This window comes from Kitasatospora sp. NPDC036934, from assembly GCF_055608425.1.
The window spans coordinates 49,954-66,565 of record NZ_JBVJQR010000035.1; the positions used below are offsets into that span (position 1 = coordinate 49,954).

Here is a 16,612-nt window from a genome sequence, read left to right on the forward strand (position 1 = left end):
GCAGGGGCATTCGCCCACACGCGCCCCTCGATGATTCGCTCGCTCCGCTCGCTCATGCGCCCACCTCGCTGCGCTCGGCAGGGGCATTCGCCCACACGCGCCCATCGATGATTCGCTCGCTCCGCTCGCTCATGCGCCCACCTCGCTGCGCTCGGCAGGGGCATTCGCCCACACGCGCCCCTCGATGATTCGCTCGCTCCGCTCGCTCATGCGCCCACCTCGCTGCGCTCGGCAGGGGCATTCGCCCACGCGCGCCCCTCGATGATTCGCTCGCTCCGCTCGCTCATGCGCTCTCGTCCCCCAGTAGCTCGGAGAGGTCGTCGACGACCACGGTGGCGCCGTCGCGGCGCAGTTCGGCGGCCTGCCCGGTGCGGTTGACCCCGACCACCGCGCCGAAGCCGCCGGCCCGGCCGGAGGCGACCCCGGCGAGCGCGTCCTCGAAGACGGCGGCGTGCGCGGGTTCGACGCCCAGCTCGCGGGCGGCGTACAGGTAGGTGTCCGGGGCGGGCTTGCCGGGCAGGGACCGCTGCTTGGCGACCACGCCGTCCACGATCACGTCGAAGAGGTCCAGGATGCCCGCCGAGCGCAGCACGTCCCGGCAGTTGGCGCTGGAGGAGACCACCGCCCGGGGCAGCCCCAGCGCGCGCAGCCGGTGCACGTAGGCGACCGAGCCGTCGTACGGCGCGACGCCCCGCTCGTGGATCAGCCGCAGCACGGTGTCGTTCTTGGCCCGGCTGACGCCCTGCACGGTGCGGGCGTTCGGCGGGTCCTCCTCGGCGCCCTCGGGCAGGTCGATGCCCCGGCTCTGCAGGAAGGCCCGGGTGCCGTCCAGGCGCGGGCGGCCGTCCACGTAGGTGTCGTAGTCGGTGACGGCGTCGAAGGGGACGAACTGCCCGCCGGTGCGGGCCGCTTCGGCACGCAGGAAGGCGTCGAAGGTGTCCTTCCAGGCCGCGGCGTGCACCGTGGCGGTCTGGGTGAGGACCCCGTCGAGGTCGAAGAGGAAAGCGCGGATGTCGTCCGGTAGCCCCAGCATGGGTGCAGTCTGCCCCGGGAACGCGGGGGATGCCGCCCATTCCCGGCGGCGCGTCGCGGGAAGGGCGGCTTCCGGTTGCCGCCGCCGGATCAGGGCGAGTCGGGCATCTGCGCCTCGGGCGACTGGATCACCGCGAAGACCGCACCCTGCGGGTCGTTGACCACGGCCATCCGGCCGGCCTGCATGTCGAACGGCGGCTGGATCACCGAGCCGCCGGCCTTGACCAGGGCGTCCACCACCGAGTCGGCGTCGTCCACCAGGAAGTACGTCATCCAGTGTGACGGCGTGCCCGGCGCGAGGTACTTCGGGATCTCCTGGAGGCCGCCCACCGTACGGTCGCCGACGTTCAACGAGAAGTAGCCGTCCATGCCCTGGATGGTGGCCGGGCGCAGCCCGAGGGCAGGCTGGTAGAAGCGGCCGGCGGCCGCGGTGTCGGCGGTGTTGAGCTCGTTCCAGACCAGCGCGCCGGGCTCGTTGACCACGCCCGCGCCGATGAAGTCCATCGCCTGCCAGACGCCGAACACCGCGCCGGTCGGGTCTGCGGCGACCAGCATCCGGCCGATCGTGCCGACGTCCATCGGGTCGTAGAGGACCGTGCCGCCGGCCCCGACGATGGCGGCCCGGGCCGCGTCGGCGTCGTCCGAGGCCAGGTAGGTGGTCCAGGCGACCGGCGGCAGCGGCTGGCCCTCGGGCGCGGACTGCGCCATGATCCCGGCGACCGGGCGGCCGTTGAGGGTGCACACGGCGTAACCGCCGAACTCGGCCGGGCCGACCTCGCCCTGCCAGCCGAACAGGTCGCGGTAGAAGTCGAGCGCGGCCTGCTGGTCGCTCGCCATCAGGTCGATCCAGCACGGGGTGCCGGGCTGGTACGGATCGGTCACTACGGGCATCGCTGGGCCTCCCGGAGGCGGTGGTGGCCGGCTGTCGGTCTTGGGGCTGCTGTCGTGGGGCTGGAGTCGTGGGCTGCTGGACTTGTGGGACTGCTTGTCGTGGGGCCGCTGATCGCCGGGTCGTGGCCGTCGGAGGGCGGGGCCCGGTGCGACGGCGCCACACCGCCCACCTTCGGTCCGCCGCCGCGTTCCCGCCACCGGACGGCGCCCTGGCGGGCGACCGGTCGCCGCGCGGTCACTCCTCGTCGTGGCGCAGCGTGGTGACGAAGTACGGCTGCGCCTTGCCGCTCTGCGCGTAGTCCTTGAGCCGGACCAGCAGTTCGGCCCAGGTGCCGGCCACCATCGGGACGCCTTCCTCGCTGCCCGGCTGCCAGCCGCCGTGCCGGAACAGCAGCCGGGTGCGCTCAGGGGCGTCGGGCTGGTCGGAGAGGTCCCAGCTGATCCAGGTGCCGGCCCAGTGGGGCGGGAACGCCCCGGCGTTGGCCCACAGCACCCGGTCCAGGTCGGCCCGCTCCCGGCGCAGCCGGAACGGCTCGGGCACCCCGGGGAAGTCGAACAGCAGCACCTCGCCCTCGCGGTCCACCCCGGTGGTCCACCAGCTGGTCAGCCCGCCGTGCGTGTTGAGCGCGTCGAGCACGGCGGCGCGGGGTGCGGCGATGTCGATCTGCATGGCGATCTCGGGCATGGGGTCCGCCTTTCGGTGACCGGTGGGCCGCCCCCTCCACGGCCACGATGGCACGACCCCGGGGCGTACGCGCTCCGGGGTCGTGCGGTCGGTCGGGCGGGTGCGGTCAGCCGCCGCTGCCGTAGGTGGTGTTCGCGCAGATGTCGTCGTCCGCCGAGCGGGCGTCGTTGGTGACGGTGGTGGGCAGCGGCTGCGCGGGCGTCTGGGCGCCGGGGGTGGAGCCCGCGGTGGACGCGCCGGCCCCCATGCCGTTGGCCGCGGCGAAGTCCTGGCCGACGATCACCGAGATGCCGCGCGAGCTGCCGGGTTCCAGGCTGGCGCCCGGGAACAGCGCGGCGACCTTCTCGGCGTTCGCCTTCTGGCCGGAGCTGTACTCGATGGTGGTGGTCTTGTACTTGGTGCTCGCCGCCTGGCCCGCCGTGCTGGCCGAGAACTTGGCGCCCTTGAGCAGCTCGGTCCCCTTGCCGGCCAGGCCGTTGGCGAGGGTGCCGTTGTAGACGGCGACCTTGATCGAGGCGTTGGAGGCGTCCCCGGCCGCCGCGGCGGTCGTGCTGGGCGCGGCCTGCTGCCCGCCGGCGCTCGGGCTGGCAGTGGCGTCCGGCTGCTGGCCGGTAGCGTTCTGGCCGTCGATGGTCTGGTCCGCCTTGAGGGCGTCCCAGAGCTTGTTGGCGTCCGGCTGGACGAGGTCGATGTTGGCGTCCTGGGTGCGGTAACGCCAGGGCGCCGTGACGAACTTGAGGTCGTGCATGTCGATGTTCTTCAGCGACAGGCCGAAGGAGAGCAGCTTGTCCGCAGAGTCCAGTCCCGGGTCGACGGTCAGCGACTTGGTCGCCGCGTCGGCCAGCGGCAGCAGGTTGGTGGGGCTCAGCCCGTCCTTCTTCATCTTGGTGGCGAGCGAGCTCATGAACGCCTGCTGGCGCTTCATCCGGCCGATGTCGGAGCCGTCGCCGATGCCGTGCCGCAGCCGTACGTAGTCCAGCGCCTGCTGGCCTTCGACGGTCTGCTTGCCCTGCGGGAGGACGAGGTTGCCCTTCTTGTGCAGGTTGGGGTTGATGTCGCCCTCGTAGATCGGCTTCGGCAGGCAGATGTCCACGCCGTTGACGGCCTTGGTCATCGAGGAGAAGCCGTTGAAGTCGACCACGATGGTGTGGTCGACCCGGATGCCGGTGATCTTCTCCACCGTGTTCTGGGTGCAGGCCGGGTTTCCGGCGTCGCTGCTGCCGGTCGAGAAGGCGGCGTTGAACAGGTCGTTGCCGCCCTTGGTCCACTTGCCGTTGGGCAGCTTGCAGGACGGGATCGGCACGATCGTGTTGCGCGGGATCGAGATGCCGACGGCGTGCTTGTGGTCGGCGTAGACGTGCAACAGGATCGTGGTGTCCGAGCGGGCGCCACCGTCCTCGCCGCCGCCGAGGTCGGAGTTGCTGCCGCCCCGGCTGTCGGAGCCGATCAGCAGCACGTTGACCGGCTTGTTGCCGTCCGCGTCGGCCTTGGCCTCGGGCGGGCGGTCGGTGGCTATCGCGTCGGCGTCGAAGGACTTGATGTTGGCGTTCAGCTTGTAGTAGATCGCGCCGCCGGCGCCCGCGATCAGCACCAGCACGCCGGCCGCCGACCAGGCGACGATCTTCTTCACGTTCTTCTTGGGCTTGGCGCCGCGCCGCGCCGCCGCCCGTCCGCCTGAGGCACCGGGGGTGCCGGGGGCGCCGGATCCGCCCTCGCCCCGGTTCCCGCCCTTGGACTGGGCGGCACGGCGGGCCTCGGCCCGGCCTCCGGAGCGCGGGGCGGGCACGCCGCCCGCCGCCCCTTCCGCCGGGACTGCCTCGGGCGCGCCCTCGCCCTGAGCCGGGCTCTCGCCCCTGCGACCTGCCATGCGCGTACCTTTCACCGACGGAAGCGACGCCCCGGACGATCTGGCGCACCGCACAGAGGAAGACGGCCCCAACCGCTCCCTGGTTGTACGTACGAAGGTCAGTACAGAATGACCATCGTGGCTTCCGATCATATTGAGACCAAAGGTGATCACTGACCTCCGGTACACCAACGACCTCATCCACACCGGGGATATCTCGCCACATACCGGCTGAAACCGCCTGATTCGGACAGGCGGTGACCGGCCCGTCCCGGGCACCGACGGCGAGGGGTGGCACCGCCGGAGGTGACGCCCGTCTCGTCGGCCCGGCCCGGCCCGACTCCCGAGCGCCGGCGGCCATCACCCCGCAGCAGGACGCGATCCGGCCGCCCCCGTCCTCAGCTCCCCGCCGTGCCCGGCGCGCCCCGTCGCACCCTGCCGCAGCCGTCGCACGGGCCTCCCGGTGGCACACCGGAGCGGATCCGGCAGAACCGGTTCGACGCCAATCTGCCCTCTCTGCAGACGATTTGGCGTCGATTGCACCCACCGGTGCAGTCAAGTCGCCCACCTGACACGGCAATGCCTTGGCCAACCTTCCCCCTGCACCTCTTGCCCCGCTCATGACAGCCCGGTCATCCTGTACTGCCACCCGCCAACGTCCGCCCCCACGGCTCGGGTTGGCGTATGGACCTCCTGTTCGTCCCCTCACGAAGGAGCCAGCATGCGCAGATTCCTGATACGCGTCGCCACTCTCGCGGCAGCGGCCACGACCCTGGCCGCCCCCGCCGCGCCGACCACCGCGGCGGCCGCACAGGGACTGTCCTTCCGCCCCCTGCAGTACAACACCAACGGCTACAACTGGGGTGGCTACGCAGCCACGGGCAGCGGCTTCAGCTCGGTCGCGGCGTCCTGGACCGAGCCGGACGCGGTCTGCAACTCCAGCAACGACCTGTACGCCCCCTGGGTCGGCATCGACGGCTACGGCTCGTCGAGCGTGGAGCAGACCGGGGTGGCGACCGACTGCTCCAGTGGCAGCCCGGTGAACCAGGCCTGGTACGAGATGTACCCGGCGGCCCCCGTGTACCTGAGCCTCAGCTCGTACCCGGTGTCGGCCGGGGACCACATCTCCGCCTCGGTGACCTACGCGGGCAGCAGCCGGTACACCCTCAAGCTGACCGACTCCACGCGGGGCTGGACGTACACCACGACCAAGTCCACCTCCGCGCAGCGGACCAGCGCCGAGGTGATCATCGAGTCGCCGACCGGGGCCTACCCCGACTTCGGGACGCTCAGCTTCACTTCGGCCACGGTCAACGGCAAGTCGCTCGGCTCCACCAACCCGGTCGCCCTGGACCCCAGCTCCAACGGCGCCTACGAGGCCACCACCGGCGGGCTCGGCTCCAACGGCACCAGCTTCTCCGAGACCTTCCTGCAGGAGTAGCCGCCCCGGCGGGGCCCGCTCCCCGCGCGAAGCGGCTCGCCCCCTCCCCGCAGGGGGCGAGCCGTTCTCGGCCCGAGTTTTTGACAAGGCGGCCAATAACTGACACGATCCCACCCATGGCACGCCCGAGGAAGTTCGACACCGAGGCCGCGATCGACGCGGCCATGAACACCTTCTGGACCAAGGGGTACACCGCGACCTCGACCGACGACCTGGCCGAGAGCACCGGCATGCTGCGCGGCAGCCTGTACAACGCCTTCGGCGGCAAGCGACAGCTGTTCGAACTGGCACTGCGCCGCTACCGCGAGAGCGGCGCCGCCGGAGCCAACCCCGCACCGGGCGACCTGCCGCCGCTGGAGCGCGTCCGCCGACTGCTGCTGACCGGAGTGGACCAGGCCGCGGCCGACCACCGGGGCTGCCTCGCGGTCAACACCGTCACCGAACTCGCCGTCCGCGAGCCGGAGTTGGCCCAGCAGGCCCGGCAGGCGTTCGTCCCGCTGGAGAACGCACTGACCGCCGCCGTCGAGGACGGCCGGCTCCGCGGCGAGATCCGCGCCGACCGCGCCCCCAGGGTGCTCGCCCGCCAGACGATGGCCGGCTTCCACGGGCTGCTGCTGCAGGCCAAGGCCGGCTTCGAGCCGGAGTCCCTGCACGCGGTCGTCGACGCGATCGTGGACGACCTGCGCGCCTGAACGACCGGGCGCCCGCCCCCTCACCCCCCGGGCCGGGCCGCACCCCGCCCGCACCCGGGTCCTTCGCGCCCGAGTTTTTGGCAGTCTAACCAATAATTTTCACCGGCAACAATTACCACCGGAGGCCACGCCCCATGCCCCGCCCCCAGCTCCGCCCACCGCTGCTCCCCGTCATCCTCGCGGCCTTCTTCATGTACGGCTTCGACGGCAACGTCGTGAACGTCGCCCTGCCCGCCATCCGCGCCGACCTCGGCGCCGGCCAGGCCGCCCTGGAACTGGTCGTCGCCGGCTACGTGTTCAGCTACGCCACCGGGCTCGTCCTCGGCGGCCGGCTCGGCGACATCCTCGGCCACCGGCGGATGTTCCTCGGCGGCATGGCCGCCTTCACCCTCGCCTCGGTGCTGTGCGGACTCGCCCAGTCCCCCACCCAACTGGTGCTCGCCCGGCTGCTCCAGGGCCTCACCGCCGCCGCGATGGTCCCCCAGGTGCTCGCCCTGATCACCACCGTCGTCCCCGCCGAGGGCCGGCCGCGCGCACTCGCCTGGTTCGGGGTCACCGGCGGACTCAGCGGCGTCTGCGGCCAGTTGCTCGGCGGCGTCCTGCTCGACGGCGACCTCCTCGGCCTCGGCTGGCGCGCCGTCTTCCTGGTCAACCTGCCGGTCGGCCTGGTCGTCCTCGCCGTCGCCACCGCCGTCCTGCCCCGCACCGGCAGCGGCCGCCGCCCCGCCCTGGACGGCATCGGCGTCCTCGCGATCGCCGGCTCGCTGGCCCTCGCCCTCGTCCCCCTGGTCCTCGGCCGGGAGGCCGGCTGGCCGCTCTGGGCCTGGGCGATGCTCGCCGCCGCCGTCCCCGCCGCACTTGCCGCGCTGCACTGGGAGCGCCGGCTCGCCACCCGCGGCGGACAGCCGCTGCTCGACCCCGAGCTGCTCCGCGGCCGGGTCTTCCGCACCGGGCTCGCCGTCAACGCCGCCTTCATGGCCTTCTTCGCCGGATTCGTGTTCGTGATCAGCCTGACCGTCCAGACCGGCTTCGGCTACAGCCCGCTGCGCTCCGGCCGGGTCTTCACGCCCATGGCCGTCCTCGCCATGGCCGGCTCCCTGACCGGCAGGCGCCTGCTCCCCCGCCACGGGCTGCGCGTCCCGGTCGTCGGCGGGGCGATCACCGCCCTCAGCCTGCTGCTCACCGCCCTCGCCCTGCAGACCACCGGCGCCCGGCACGCCCTGCCCGTCCTGCTGGCCACCATGGGCCTGATGGGCATCGGCAACGGCCTGGTGCTGCCCTCCCTGATCGGCGCACCGATGGCCGGCATCGCCCCCGAGCGGGCCGGCACGGCCTCCGGGACCCTCTCCACCACCCAGCAGTTCGCCGCCGTCACCGGCGTGGCCGTCATCGGCGGCGGCTACTTCGCCGTCCTCGACCACCACGACCCGGCCACCGCGGCGGCCGTCGCGGTCTGGCTCGCCCTGGCCGCCGTCCTCGCCATGATCGGCCTCACCCTCCGCCTCTCCCGGGCCACCACCACCCCCGCAGCCGCCCCGGCCCCGGCGACCACCGAGGCCCCGACCACCCCGGCCCCTGCGGCCACCCGGGGCCCGGTCCGGCCGTGACCCTCCGGGGTCAGCCGGCCCGCCGGACCCTGACGCCGCCGACCAGCGAGTACGAGCGGACCTCCACCACCGGTCCGCCGACCGGGGCCGTGATCACCGGTGTCCGGGCACGGAACGGCCCGGGTCCCGGCCGGTGGCTGAACCACCGGCCGGGACCCGGGCCGTCGAAGCGTTCCAAGGGGAAGTACGAGCAGGGGGGTCAGGCGTCGGCGCCCGTCTTGGCGTCGTGCGCGGCGAAGAACTCGTCGGCGATCGCACGGGTGCGCGGCAGCTCGGCGACCGGCTCGCCGATCACCCGGCCCGCCAGCTCGCCGGCCAGCCGGATCACGTCCTCCCGCAGCGCGGCCTCGGCCAGCACCCGGTCCGCCGCCAGCTGCACCTGCGCCTCCGCGAGCATCCCGTCCCGCAGCTGCTGCCCCTCGGCCCGCAGCCGCGCGATCAGCGCCGCCCCCTCCTCGGTGGCCGTCTGCCGGATCTCCGCCGCCTCGTGCCGCGCCGCGGTGAGCTCCGCCTGGAACTCCTCGTACACCCGCAGGGCCTCCGCCCGCACCGCCTCGGCCCGCTCGACACCCCCCTCGGTGGCGTCCCGGCGCTCCGCCAGCAACTTCTCGATCCGCGGCAGCACCACCACCCCGAGGATCCCGAAGATCAGGAAGAAGCAGACGAGTCCGACCACGAGTTCTGCAAGATCAGGCTGCAAAGGTCCCATGACACCAAGATAGTTGAGCCCTTATCACTCACCTCCGCCGCCCCCGGGCACGACGAAGGGCGCCCTCCCCGACGGGGAGAACGCCCTGGTCCTGAACGGATCGTTCGTGTGGGCCGCCAGGGGCTCGAACCCTGAACCTACGGATTAAAAGTCCGCAGCTCTGCCAATTGAGCTAGCGGCCCGCGGCCCTCCGTGCGGGGTGGTCCCGAGTGGGGAGGGCCACGGTGATCCTACCCGGTGGGCCCCAGGGCTCCGCCAGTGGATTGGATGGGCGCGCCGGGGGCGGGGGGTGGGGCTTGCGGCGGGCTGTAGTGGGCGGCGCGGACGCGCCGGAGCCAGGCCTCGGCGGGGCGGGGGTCGGGGGCGTCGGGCAGGACGCCGGGGCGGGCGAGCCGGTCGGCGGCGTCGGCGATCAGGCGTCCGGCGGTGCCGGGGCGGTCGGCGATGCGTTCGCCGAGGTCGCGGACGCGCTCCGGGTCGGGCAGCCGGATCAGGTTGTGGCCGGTGCGGTGCAGCCGGACGGCCTGCTCGACCAGCCGGACGAGGTGCCGGGCGTGCTTGGCGGCCCGGCGGCGGGTGGCCGGCTCGCTGGTGTCGCGGGTCAGCAGCTTGCGGAACTGCTGGTCCGCGTAACCGAGATAGGCCTTGCGGACGGCCGGCGCGCTGAGGAAGCTCGACCGGATCCCGACCAGTTCGCGACCGAGCGGGGTGGTGGTCTCGTACAGGTCCTCGGGCAGCCAGACCAGTTCGGACGCCGTCGGGTTGCAGGACAGCGCCAGCCGGCACCACTTGGCGGCCTCGTGCAGGGTGAGGTCCGGCTCGGTGGTGACGTGCGACTCGGCCGGGCGGTGCAGGCCGTGCAACTCCTCGGTGGGGACGGCGAACAGGCCCAGCCGGTCGAGGTCGGAGCCGGCGTGGGCGAAGCCGTAGGCGGTGGAGCCGACGATGCCGGAGAGCAGCACGGTGCCGGGTGCGGCGGGCATGCGTTCTCCTCTCGATCACCAGCGGCGGCGGGACCGCGGCGGGTACCGCATCATCTCCGGAGCGGGCCGCGCCGGGCGAGCGATTTCCGGTCCGGGTCCCGCCGGGCGCAGATACTGGGCCCATGGAGCACAGCCACGGGATCGACACCGAGAAGCTGCGGGCCTGGTGGTCGCACCGGCAGTGGCTGGACCGCCCGCACCCCGGGGCGTCCGCCGCCGAGGTGCTGGCCGCCACCGGCTGGGCCCGCTCGGTCGGCGGCGCGGCCCCGTACCTGGGCCTGTTCGCCCGGGCCGGGCTGGGCCGGGCGGCGGTGGACGCGGCGGCGGCGGGGCTGGAGGTGCACGAGCTGCCGTCCGCGCGCGGCTGCACCTACGTGCTGCCCGCCGCCGACTTCGCGCTCGGCCTGGCGGCGGGCGCGGCCGCCCCGGAGGGTGAACTGGCCGCCGCGGCGAAACACCTGGGGGTCAGCCGGGACGAGGTGGAGCAGCTCTGCCTGGCCATCGAGCGGGCGCTGTCCGGCGGTGGGCCGCTGGACCCGACCACCATCCGGGAGGCGGTCGGCGACGCCGTCCGGCCGCTCGGCGAGGCCGGCAAGAAGCGCGGCCTGTCGACCACCCTGCCGCTCGCCCTCGGGCTGCTCCAGTCCCGCGGCCGGATCCGCCGGGTGCCGGTCAACGGCCGCCTGGACCAACAGCGTTACGGCTACGTCGGCTGGGACCAGCCGGTCGCGGGGGACGCCGTCGACCTCGCCCGCCGCTACTTCTCCTGGGCCGGTCCGGCCACCCTCGGGCACTTCCGCTGGTTCTCCGGCTTCTCCGCGGCCACCGCCCGCCGGGCCGTCACCGAGCTCGGCGCCGCCCCGCTCGCCCCCGGCTCGGACCTCCTGATGCCGCCCGAACTCGCCGACGAGTTCGCCGGGTTCGAGGCACCGGCCGAGCCGCACTACACCCTGCTGGCCGGCATCGACGGCATCCACCTGCTGCACCGCGACCTGTCCCGGCTGCTCGACCCGGCCGACGCCGCCCGCCCGCTGCCGGCCGGCCGGGCCGGGCGCACCTTCGGAAGCGAGGCCGACCCCCAGACCCACCTGGTGCTGGACCGCGGCCGGATCGTCGGCCTGTGGGAGTACGACACCGAACGGGCCGAGATCGTCCACCAGTCCTTCGTCCCGCCGGACGACGCGCTGCGCGCGGCGGTGGCCCGCACCGAGGCGTTCGTCCGGGACGAACTGGGCGACGCCCGCGGCTTCGGCCTCGACTCGCCGAAGAGCCGCGCACCGAAGGTCGCCGCGCTGCGCCGGGCCGCCGCGCCGGGGCAGCGGTCCGGGTAGCGTACTCGGCATGTCGACCCCCAGCACCGACGAAGTCCTGATCGTCACCGGCGCCGGCCGCGGCATCGGCGCCGCCATCGCCCTGCTGGCCGCCCGCCGCGGCCACCGGGTCTGCGTCAACTACCGTACGGACGAAGCCTCGGCCACCGCCGTCGTGGACGCCGTCCGGGCCGACGGCGGCACCGCGATCGCCGTCCGGGCGGACGTCAGCCGCAGCGCCGAGGTGGAGCGGCTGTTCGCCACCGTGGACGCCGAACTCGGGCCGCTCACCGGGCTGGTGAACAACGCGGGCACGCTGGAGCGGCAGTGCCGGCTGGAGGAGATCGACGAGGACCGGCTGAACCGGATCTGGGCCGCCAACGTCACCGGCCCGTTCCTGTGCGCGGCCCAGGCCGTCCGCCGGATGTCCACCCGGCACGGCGGGCGCGGCGGCGCGATCGTCAACGTCGGCTCGGCCGCCTCCCGGATCGGCTCGCCGAACGAGTACGTCGACTACGCGGCTGCCAAGGGCGCGGTGGACTCGATGACCCGCGGGCTCGCCCTGGAGGTGGCGGCCGAGGGGATCCGGGTCAACTGCGTCCGCCCGGGCCTGATCCGGACCGGCATCCACGCGCTCGGCGGCGAGCCGGGCCGGGTCGACCGGGTCGCGCCGAACCTGCCGATGGGGCGCGGCGGGGAGCCGGAGGAGGTCGCCGAGGCGGTGCTGTTCCTGCTGTCCCCGGCCGCCTCGTACACGACGGGGGCGTTCCTGGAGGTCTCCGGCGGGCGCTGAGGCCTCCGGCGGGCGGCCGGGCCCCGGCGGGCGCCGAGGACTCCTGCAGGGGGGCGGGGCTTCAACGGACAGCCCCTCCGGTTTCCTTCCCCCCGGCCCGTCCGCACCCCTACGGTGGACGCCATGACCGATGCCTTCATCGACATCCCCGGTGTGCGCAACTTCCGTGACGCGGGCGGGATCGGCGCCCTGCGCCGGGGCGTCCTGTACCGCTCCGGCTCCCTCCACACGCTCACCGAGGAGGGCGCCCGGAAGCTCAAGGACCTCGGCCTGCGCACGGTGATCGACCTGCGCAGCCCGTTCGAGCTGGAGGTCTGGCCGGACCAGCGGCACGGCCTCGACCACGAGTCCCTCAACCTGCCGACCCTGCCGGCCAACCGCGGCGACCTCGACCGGCCCTGGCCCGAGGGGCAGGCCGAGCTCTACACCTTCATGCCGGAGACCGCCGGGCCCTCGCTCGCCGCGGTGATCCGCCGGCTCGCCGCCCCGGATGCGCTGTCGGTGATCGTGCACTGCGCCGTCGGCAAGGACCGCACCGGCCTCACCGTCGCCGTCCTGCAGTCCCTGCTGGGCGCCTCGGACGCGGACATCACGGCCGACTTCCTGCGCTCCAACGCCGGCCTCGGCCTGGACGACGGCCCGATCCCGTACATCGACGAGACCGGCAGCGAGCGGATCTCCCGCCCGATCAGCGCCGAACTCATCGCCTCCTCCCTCGGCTGGATCCGCACCCACCACGGCACCGTCCCCGCCTACCTCCACTCCCACGGCGTCACCGAGGCCGAACTGGCCGCCCTCCGGGCCAACCTCTCGGCCTAGGAACCGCCCGGGAGCCGCCTAGGGCTGCCGCTCGAAGCGCCACCACTGGGTGGGCGAGTCGGTGTCCTCCCACTGCTGGACGCCCGCGTCCGGGGCCTGCGTCGCGGTGAGCGGCTTGCCGCTGATGAAGCTGGTGACGGCGTACGTCCCCGGGGCGTCGACGTGGCCCTCCAGCAGCCATTCCTGGGCGCCGAAGGCGTTGGCGGACCACTGCTGGATCGGGACGCCGTCCTCCGGGGAGGCGCCGGTGACGTCGAGGCGCTTGCCGCTGCCGGCGTTCTCGATGTGGAAGAGGGCGCCGCCGGGGTGGACGGCGGCGAGCCGCCAGAGCTGGGCGTCGGTGCCGTCGTCCGCGCCCAGGCGGATCCGGGCGCCGCTGCGCCGGGAGGCCTCGGCGACCTCCAGCAGCAGGCCGCTGCCGACGTTGCGGATCCGGTAGCGACCGTCGGTGATCGCCCTGCTCGCTTCGTCAGTCACGCTGGGAGTCTCCCATCCGGGACCGACAGCAGGCCTCGTGGTCTCAGGCCGAAGCGCCGGACAGCGGTGTTGACCACCAGGTACAGGCTGATGCCGCCGGACGGCGCGACGGCCTGCGGCGTGGTGATGGCGGCGGCCGGGTCGGCGGCCCCCCGGTACTCCTGCGGACCGTCCCCCGGCGAACCGTGCCCCGACGGACCACGCCCCGGCGAACTATGCTGCGGCGAATGTCCACCCAGAACACCTCGCCGAACCGTCAGCAGCCCGCCCTCCTCGAAGCGGTGGCCGAACTGGAGGCGGTGGTCGCGGCCGGCGACGACGAGGGCTTCGGCCCCGCGCTCGGCCTGGTCGGCGGGCTGTTCGGCCCGGCCGAACCGGCCGAGCGGCGGGCGGCCGGGCCCCGGCTGGCCGCGCTGCTGCCGGACGCGCCGCCGTTCCCCCGGGCGCACCTGGCGATGGTGGTGGGCGCCTGCGTGGAGTCCGGTGCCGATCCGGTGGCCTGCGCCGGGCCGGTGCTGGCCGGGCTGCGCGGGGCGCTGACCGGCGCCCAGCGGCTGGTCGAGCACTGGGCGCGGACCGGCGGCGGGCCGCTGCCGGACCAGGAGGCGGACGATCCGGCCGACGCGCACGCCCGGATCGAGAGCCCGGAGCACCTCGACGCCCGGCACGCCCACCTGGCCGTGGTCGCCTGGTGGACGCTGCACCTGTGGCAGGAGGCCGCCTGGGCGGTGTACGCCCACCCGCCGGTCCGGGCCGAGGCCCGCGCCTCGGGCGTCACCGGAGTGCTGCTGGAGCTGTTCGACCGGTACGAGGGCGAGCGGCACGACTTCAAGGGCCTGACGCACCTGGCGCTGGTGCTCGACGACGAGCCGCTGCTGGTCCTGGACCGCCCCACCGGCACCGGCTACCTGCTGCGGATGAGCGGTCTGAGCGACACCTTCCAACTGCACACCCTGCTCGCCGACGTCCTGATCGGCGGCGGCCACCTGCCCGGCACCCCGCAGGACCCGGAGGTGGTGGCGCTGGCCCGGACGGAGTTCCCGAAGGGCCGCCGGCTGATCGCCACCGGGGCCTTCAACCTGGTCGCGCCGGACGGCTCCTGGCTCTGGAACGAGGGCACGCCCAGCGACGTCCCGGTGCTGGACGGCGTGCGCACCCTGGTGCTGGAACCGCTGCCGTACGAGCGCAGTTGGTCGGCCGGGCGGTTCATCCAGGAGCTCCCGGGCGACCTCCGGCTGGAGCGGGTGCTGGACCCGGCGGAGGCGGCGCAGCGGCTGGGCCGGACGGTGCCGGGGATGTCGACGGTTTCGGCCTTCGGATAGTCGGCCCCCGGGTGCGGGCCCCCGGGTCCCCGCCCCGTTCGCCGGGTTAGGGTCGGAAGCCGGAACGCGAACCCCTGCGCGTGGAGACGAGTGGAGTCGACGATGGCGAAGGTCCCGAACGCACTCGCGGCCGCCGCGCCCGCCGCGCTGACCGCGGCGAGCGGTCTGGTCGGCGGTTACGGTGTCGCCCGCTGGACCGGCCGGCGCGAACTGGGCGGCGCGGTGCTGGCGGTGGCCGGTGCCGGGGCGGCCGCGCAGTGGCGCCGCAGTTCGGGCCCGGCCGCCGCGGCGGCGCTGACCGGCCTGTACGTGGCGGCCTTCGGCGGTTCGCACCCGCTGGCGAAGCGGATCGGCGCCTGGCCGTCCGTCTTCGCCGTCACCGGGGTGGTCGCGGCGGCCTCCACCGCCGCGACGGTGCTGTCCGCCCGCAAGCGCTAGGGTCCGCCGGACAGGCCCCAGGCCCGCCCCCGCCGTTCAGGAGGGGACGACCGCCGCGCCGAACCGCGCCTCGAAGGCGGCCCGGTTGACCGAGACCGGTGAGCGGTCCCAGACCGCGAACACCACCTGCTCGAACGCGCCCCCGTACCGGGCCAGCGCGCCCTCGAAGGCCTCGGCGACCTGGGCCGGGTCGTTGCGGAACACCCCGCAGCCCCAGGCACCGAGCACCAGGGCCCGGACGTCGTGCCGGGCCGCCGCGGCGAGCACCCGGACGGCCCGCTCGGCGAGCACGCCCCGGACGTCCGCACCGGCCGAACGCCGTTCCAGCTGGCCGGCGTTGGGGGCGGGCGAGGTCAGGAAGGTGACCGGGTACGGCCGGGCCAGCAGCTCGCCCCGGCGGCCCCGGATCACCGGGACCGCGGGCGAGACGATCACCCGGTGGCTGTACCGCAGGTCCGCCGAGGCCCGGTGCGCCTCGTAGTAGTCCGGCGCCTCCACCAGGCAGCTGTACAGCAGCGCGCTGCGGCACAGGTCCTCCTCCTGGGCGCGGGCGCCGCGCAGGTACCCGCCGCCGGGGTTGCGCGCGGAGGCGAAGTTCAGCACCCCGACCGGCCCGGCGCCGGCCTCGACCAGCCTCCCGGCGGCCTCCATGCTCCCCTCGGCCGTCACCTCGACCCGGCCGGTCAGCGCTCCCCGGCCCCCTTCGGCCAGCAGCGCCTCCAGGCCGCCCGGCGCGTACGACACCGTGCCGGCCCGCGCCGCCGCCAACTGCTCCCCCACCCGCACGGTTTCGCCCCCGGCCGTCCGGTAGCTCCCCCGCTCGGCGATCTCCTCGTTCACCCGTGCCACGTCATGCAGTCTGCTGCTCATGTCCGGGACGCTACGGGACTACCCTCATCGCGCGCCACAGGTTATTCTCACCTCCAGAACAACACCTCGGGGGGCGAGCAGCAGCGAGGTGTTCGGGGGGGGATCGGGGGATACGGGGGAACGCGAAAGGCCCGCTCCGGGGGACGGAGCGGGCCTTTCGTTCGTGGTCCGGCGGTGCGGACCGACGGTGTTCGTTCAGTCGGCCGGCCGGCGGTCGATCACCGGCCGTACGGCGTCAGTTCTTCCAGCGCGGCTTGCGGTCGTCGCGGTTGAAGCCGCCGCCGTTGAAGCCGCCGCGGTCGCGGTTGAAGCCACCGGAACGCTCGCGGTCACCGAAGCCACCACGGTCGGCCTGCGGACGGCCGGCGGTGCGGTGGTCGTCCCGGCGCGAGAACGGACGGCTGCTGCTGCCGCCGCGCTCGTCACGGTCCCGGCCGAAGGACGGGCGGTCGCCGAACGAGCGGGCCGGACGGTCGCCGAAGCCACCGGAACGGCCACCACGGTCGTCACGGTCACGGTTGAAGCCACCCGAGCGCTCGCGGTCACCGAAGCCACCGGAACGGCCACCACGGTCATCGCGGTCACGGTTGAAGCCACCCGAGCGCTCGCGGTCACCGAAGCCACCGGAACGGCCACCACGGTCGTCACGGTCACGGTTGAAGCCACCCGAGCGGCCACCACGGTCGTCACGGTCACG

Annotated in this window: 17 protein-coding genes and 1 tRNA gene; 9 read left to right on the forward strand and 9 right to left on the reverse strand. The window is 74.1% G+C overall.

The annotated features are described in order from the left end of the window. Window positions 1–283: 283 nt before the first annotated feature. From ACZ7BZ_RS33960 to ACZ7BZ_RS33975, 4 genes are all read right to left on the reverse strand, one after another. Complete coding sequence (locus ACZ7BZ_RS33960; RefSeq protein WP_470361712.1) at window positions 284–1,033, reverse strand: HAD family hydrolase; 750 nt, start codon at window positions 1,031–1,033, stop codon at window positions 284–286. Window positions 1,034–1,122: 89 nt separating this feature from the next. Continuing rightward, the gene (locus tag ACZ7BZ_RS33965; RefSeq protein WP_380460678.1) at window positions 1,123–1,923 is read right to left on the reverse strand and encodes a VOC family protein; all 801 of its coding nucleotides are present in this window, start codon (window positions 1,921–1,923) and stop codon (window positions 1,123–1,125) included. Window positions 1,924–2,158: 235 nt separating this feature from the next. Further along, window positions 2,159–2,608, reverse strand: a complete 450-nt coding sequence (locus ACZ7BZ_RS33970; RefSeq protein WP_380460676.1) for an SRPBCC family protein — start codon at window positions 2,606–2,608, stop codon at window positions 2,159–2,161. 106 nt (window positions 2,609–2,714) lie between these two features. Then, the gene (locus ACZ7BZ_RS33975) at window positions 2,715–4,475 is read right to left on the reverse strand and encodes an LCP family protein (protein WP_470361713.1); all 1,761 of its coding nucleotides are present in this window, start codon (window positions 4,473–4,475) and stop codon (window positions 2,715–2,717) included. 700 nt (window positions 4,476–5,175) lie between these two features. Here ACZ7BZ_RS33975 and ACZ7BZ_RS33980 point away from each other — a divergent pair. From ACZ7BZ_RS33980 to ACZ7BZ_RS33990, 3 genes are all read left to right on the forward strand, one after another. Continuing rightward, a complete protein-coding gene (locus ACZ7BZ_RS33980) occupies window positions 5,176–5,895 on the forward strand; it encodes a G1 family glutamic endopeptidase (protein ID WP_470361714.1) in 720 nt (239 codons plus the stop codon). Window positions 5,896–6,011: 116 nt separating this feature from the next. Then, window positions 6,012–6,587 carry a TetR/AcrR family transcriptional regulator gene (locus ACZ7BZ_RS33985; RefSeq protein ID WP_380460670.1) on the forward strand — a complete coding sequence of 192 codons (576 nt, stop codon included), beginning with the start codon at window positions 6,012–6,014 and terminating at the stop codon, window positions 6,585–6,587. 134 nt (window positions 6,588–6,721) lie between these two features. Continuing rightward, a complete protein-coding gene (locus ACZ7BZ_RS33990) occupies window positions 6,722–8,194 on the forward strand; it encodes an MFS transporter (protein ID WP_470361715.1) in 1,473 nt (490 codons plus the stop codon). Window positions 8,195–8,393: 199 nt separating this feature from the next. On the opposite strand, the gene ACZ7BZ_RS33995 is transcribed toward ACZ7BZ_RS33990, so the two are convergent. The 3 genes from ACZ7BZ_RS33995 to ACZ7BZ_RS34005 form a co-directional block, all read right to left on the reverse strand. Then, on the reverse strand, window positions 8,394–8,903 hold the full coding sequence (locus ACZ7BZ_RS33995; protein ID WP_470361716.1) for a F0F1 ATP synthase subunit B family protein: 510 nt from the start codon (window positions 8,901–8,903) through the stop codon (window positions 8,394–8,396). 109 nt (window positions 8,904–9,012) lie between these two features. Continuing rightward, window positions 9,013–9,085: transfer RNA gene (locus ACZ7BZ_RS34000), tRNA-Lys, on the reverse strand. A 48-nt stretch (window positions 9,086–9,133) separates the two neighbouring features. Continuing rightward, window positions 9,134–9,886: a nucleotidyltransferase domain-containing protein gene (locus ACZ7BZ_RS34005; protein ID WP_470361717.1), complete on the reverse strand. Its 753-nt coding sequence runs from the start codon at window positions 9,884–9,886 to the stop codon at window positions 9,134–9,136. A 122-nt stretch (window positions 9,887–10,008) separates the two neighbouring features. Here ACZ7BZ_RS34005 and ACZ7BZ_RS34010 point away from each other — a divergent pair, with 122 nt between their 5' ends. The 3 genes from ACZ7BZ_RS34010 to ACZ7BZ_RS34020 all read left to right on the forward strand — a co-directional run bounded on the left by ACZ7BZ_RS34010 (window position 10,009) and on the right by ACZ7BZ_RS34020 (window position 12,808). Then, a complete protein-coding gene (locus ACZ7BZ_RS34010; protein ID WP_470361718.1) occupies window positions 10,009–11,217 on the forward strand; it encodes a DNA glycosylase AlkZ-like family protein in 1,209 nt (402 codons plus the stop codon). Between the two features lie 10 nt (window positions 11,218–11,227). Continuing rightward, a complete protein-coding gene (locus tag ACZ7BZ_RS34015; protein WP_470361719.1) occupies window positions 11,228–11,989 on the forward strand; it encodes an SDR family oxidoreductase in 762 nt (253 codons plus the stop codon). 123 nt (window positions 11,990–12,112) lie between these two features. Next, window positions 12,113–12,808, forward strand: coding sequence for a tyrosine-protein phosphatase (locus ACZ7BZ_RS34020; RefSeq protein ID WP_470361720.1), 696 nt, complete (start codon window positions 12,113–12,115; stop codon window positions 12,806–12,808). 18 nt (window positions 12,809–12,826) lie between these two features. Here the strand turns inward: ACZ7BZ_RS34020 and ACZ7BZ_RS34025 are convergent, their stop codons facing one another. After that, a complete protein-coding gene (locus tag ACZ7BZ_RS34025) occupies window positions 12,827–13,285 on the reverse strand; it encodes an RICIN domain-containing protein (RefSeq protein WP_470361721.1) in 459 nt (152 codons plus the stop codon). A 227-nt stretch (window positions 13,286–13,512) separates the two neighbouring features. Here ACZ7BZ_RS34025 and ACZ7BZ_RS34030 point away from each other — a divergent pair, with 227 nt between their 5' ends. Both ACZ7BZ_RS34030 and ACZ7BZ_RS34035 read left to right on the forward strand, forming a co-directional pair. Next, a complete protein-coding gene (locus ACZ7BZ_RS34030; RefSeq protein ID WP_470361722.1) occupies window positions 13,513–14,607 on the forward strand; it encodes a hypothetical protein in 1,095 nt (364 codons plus the stop codon). A 102-nt stretch (window positions 14,608–14,709) separates the two neighbouring features. Continuing rightward, window positions 14,710–15,045, forward strand: coding sequence for a hypothetical protein (locus ACZ7BZ_RS34035; protein ID WP_470361723.1), 336 nt, complete (start codon window positions 14,710–14,712; stop codon window positions 15,043–15,045). A gap of 36 nt (window positions 15,046–15,081) precedes the next feature. On the opposite strand, the gene ACZ7BZ_RS34040 is transcribed toward ACZ7BZ_RS34035, so the two are convergent. Beyond that, complete coding sequence (locus ACZ7BZ_RS34040; protein ID WP_470361724.1) at window positions 15,082–15,915, reverse strand: TIGR02452 family protein; 834 nt, start codon at window positions 15,913–15,915, stop codon at window positions 15,082–15,084. Between the two features lie 187 nt (window positions 15,916–16,102). Between ACZ7BZ_RS34040 and ACZ7BZ_RS34045 the strand changes: the two genes are divergently transcribed. Next, a partial coding sequence (locus ACZ7BZ_RS34045) for a hypothetical protein (protein WP_470361725.1) occupies window positions 16,103–16,612 on the forward strand: 510 nt, incomplete at its 3' end.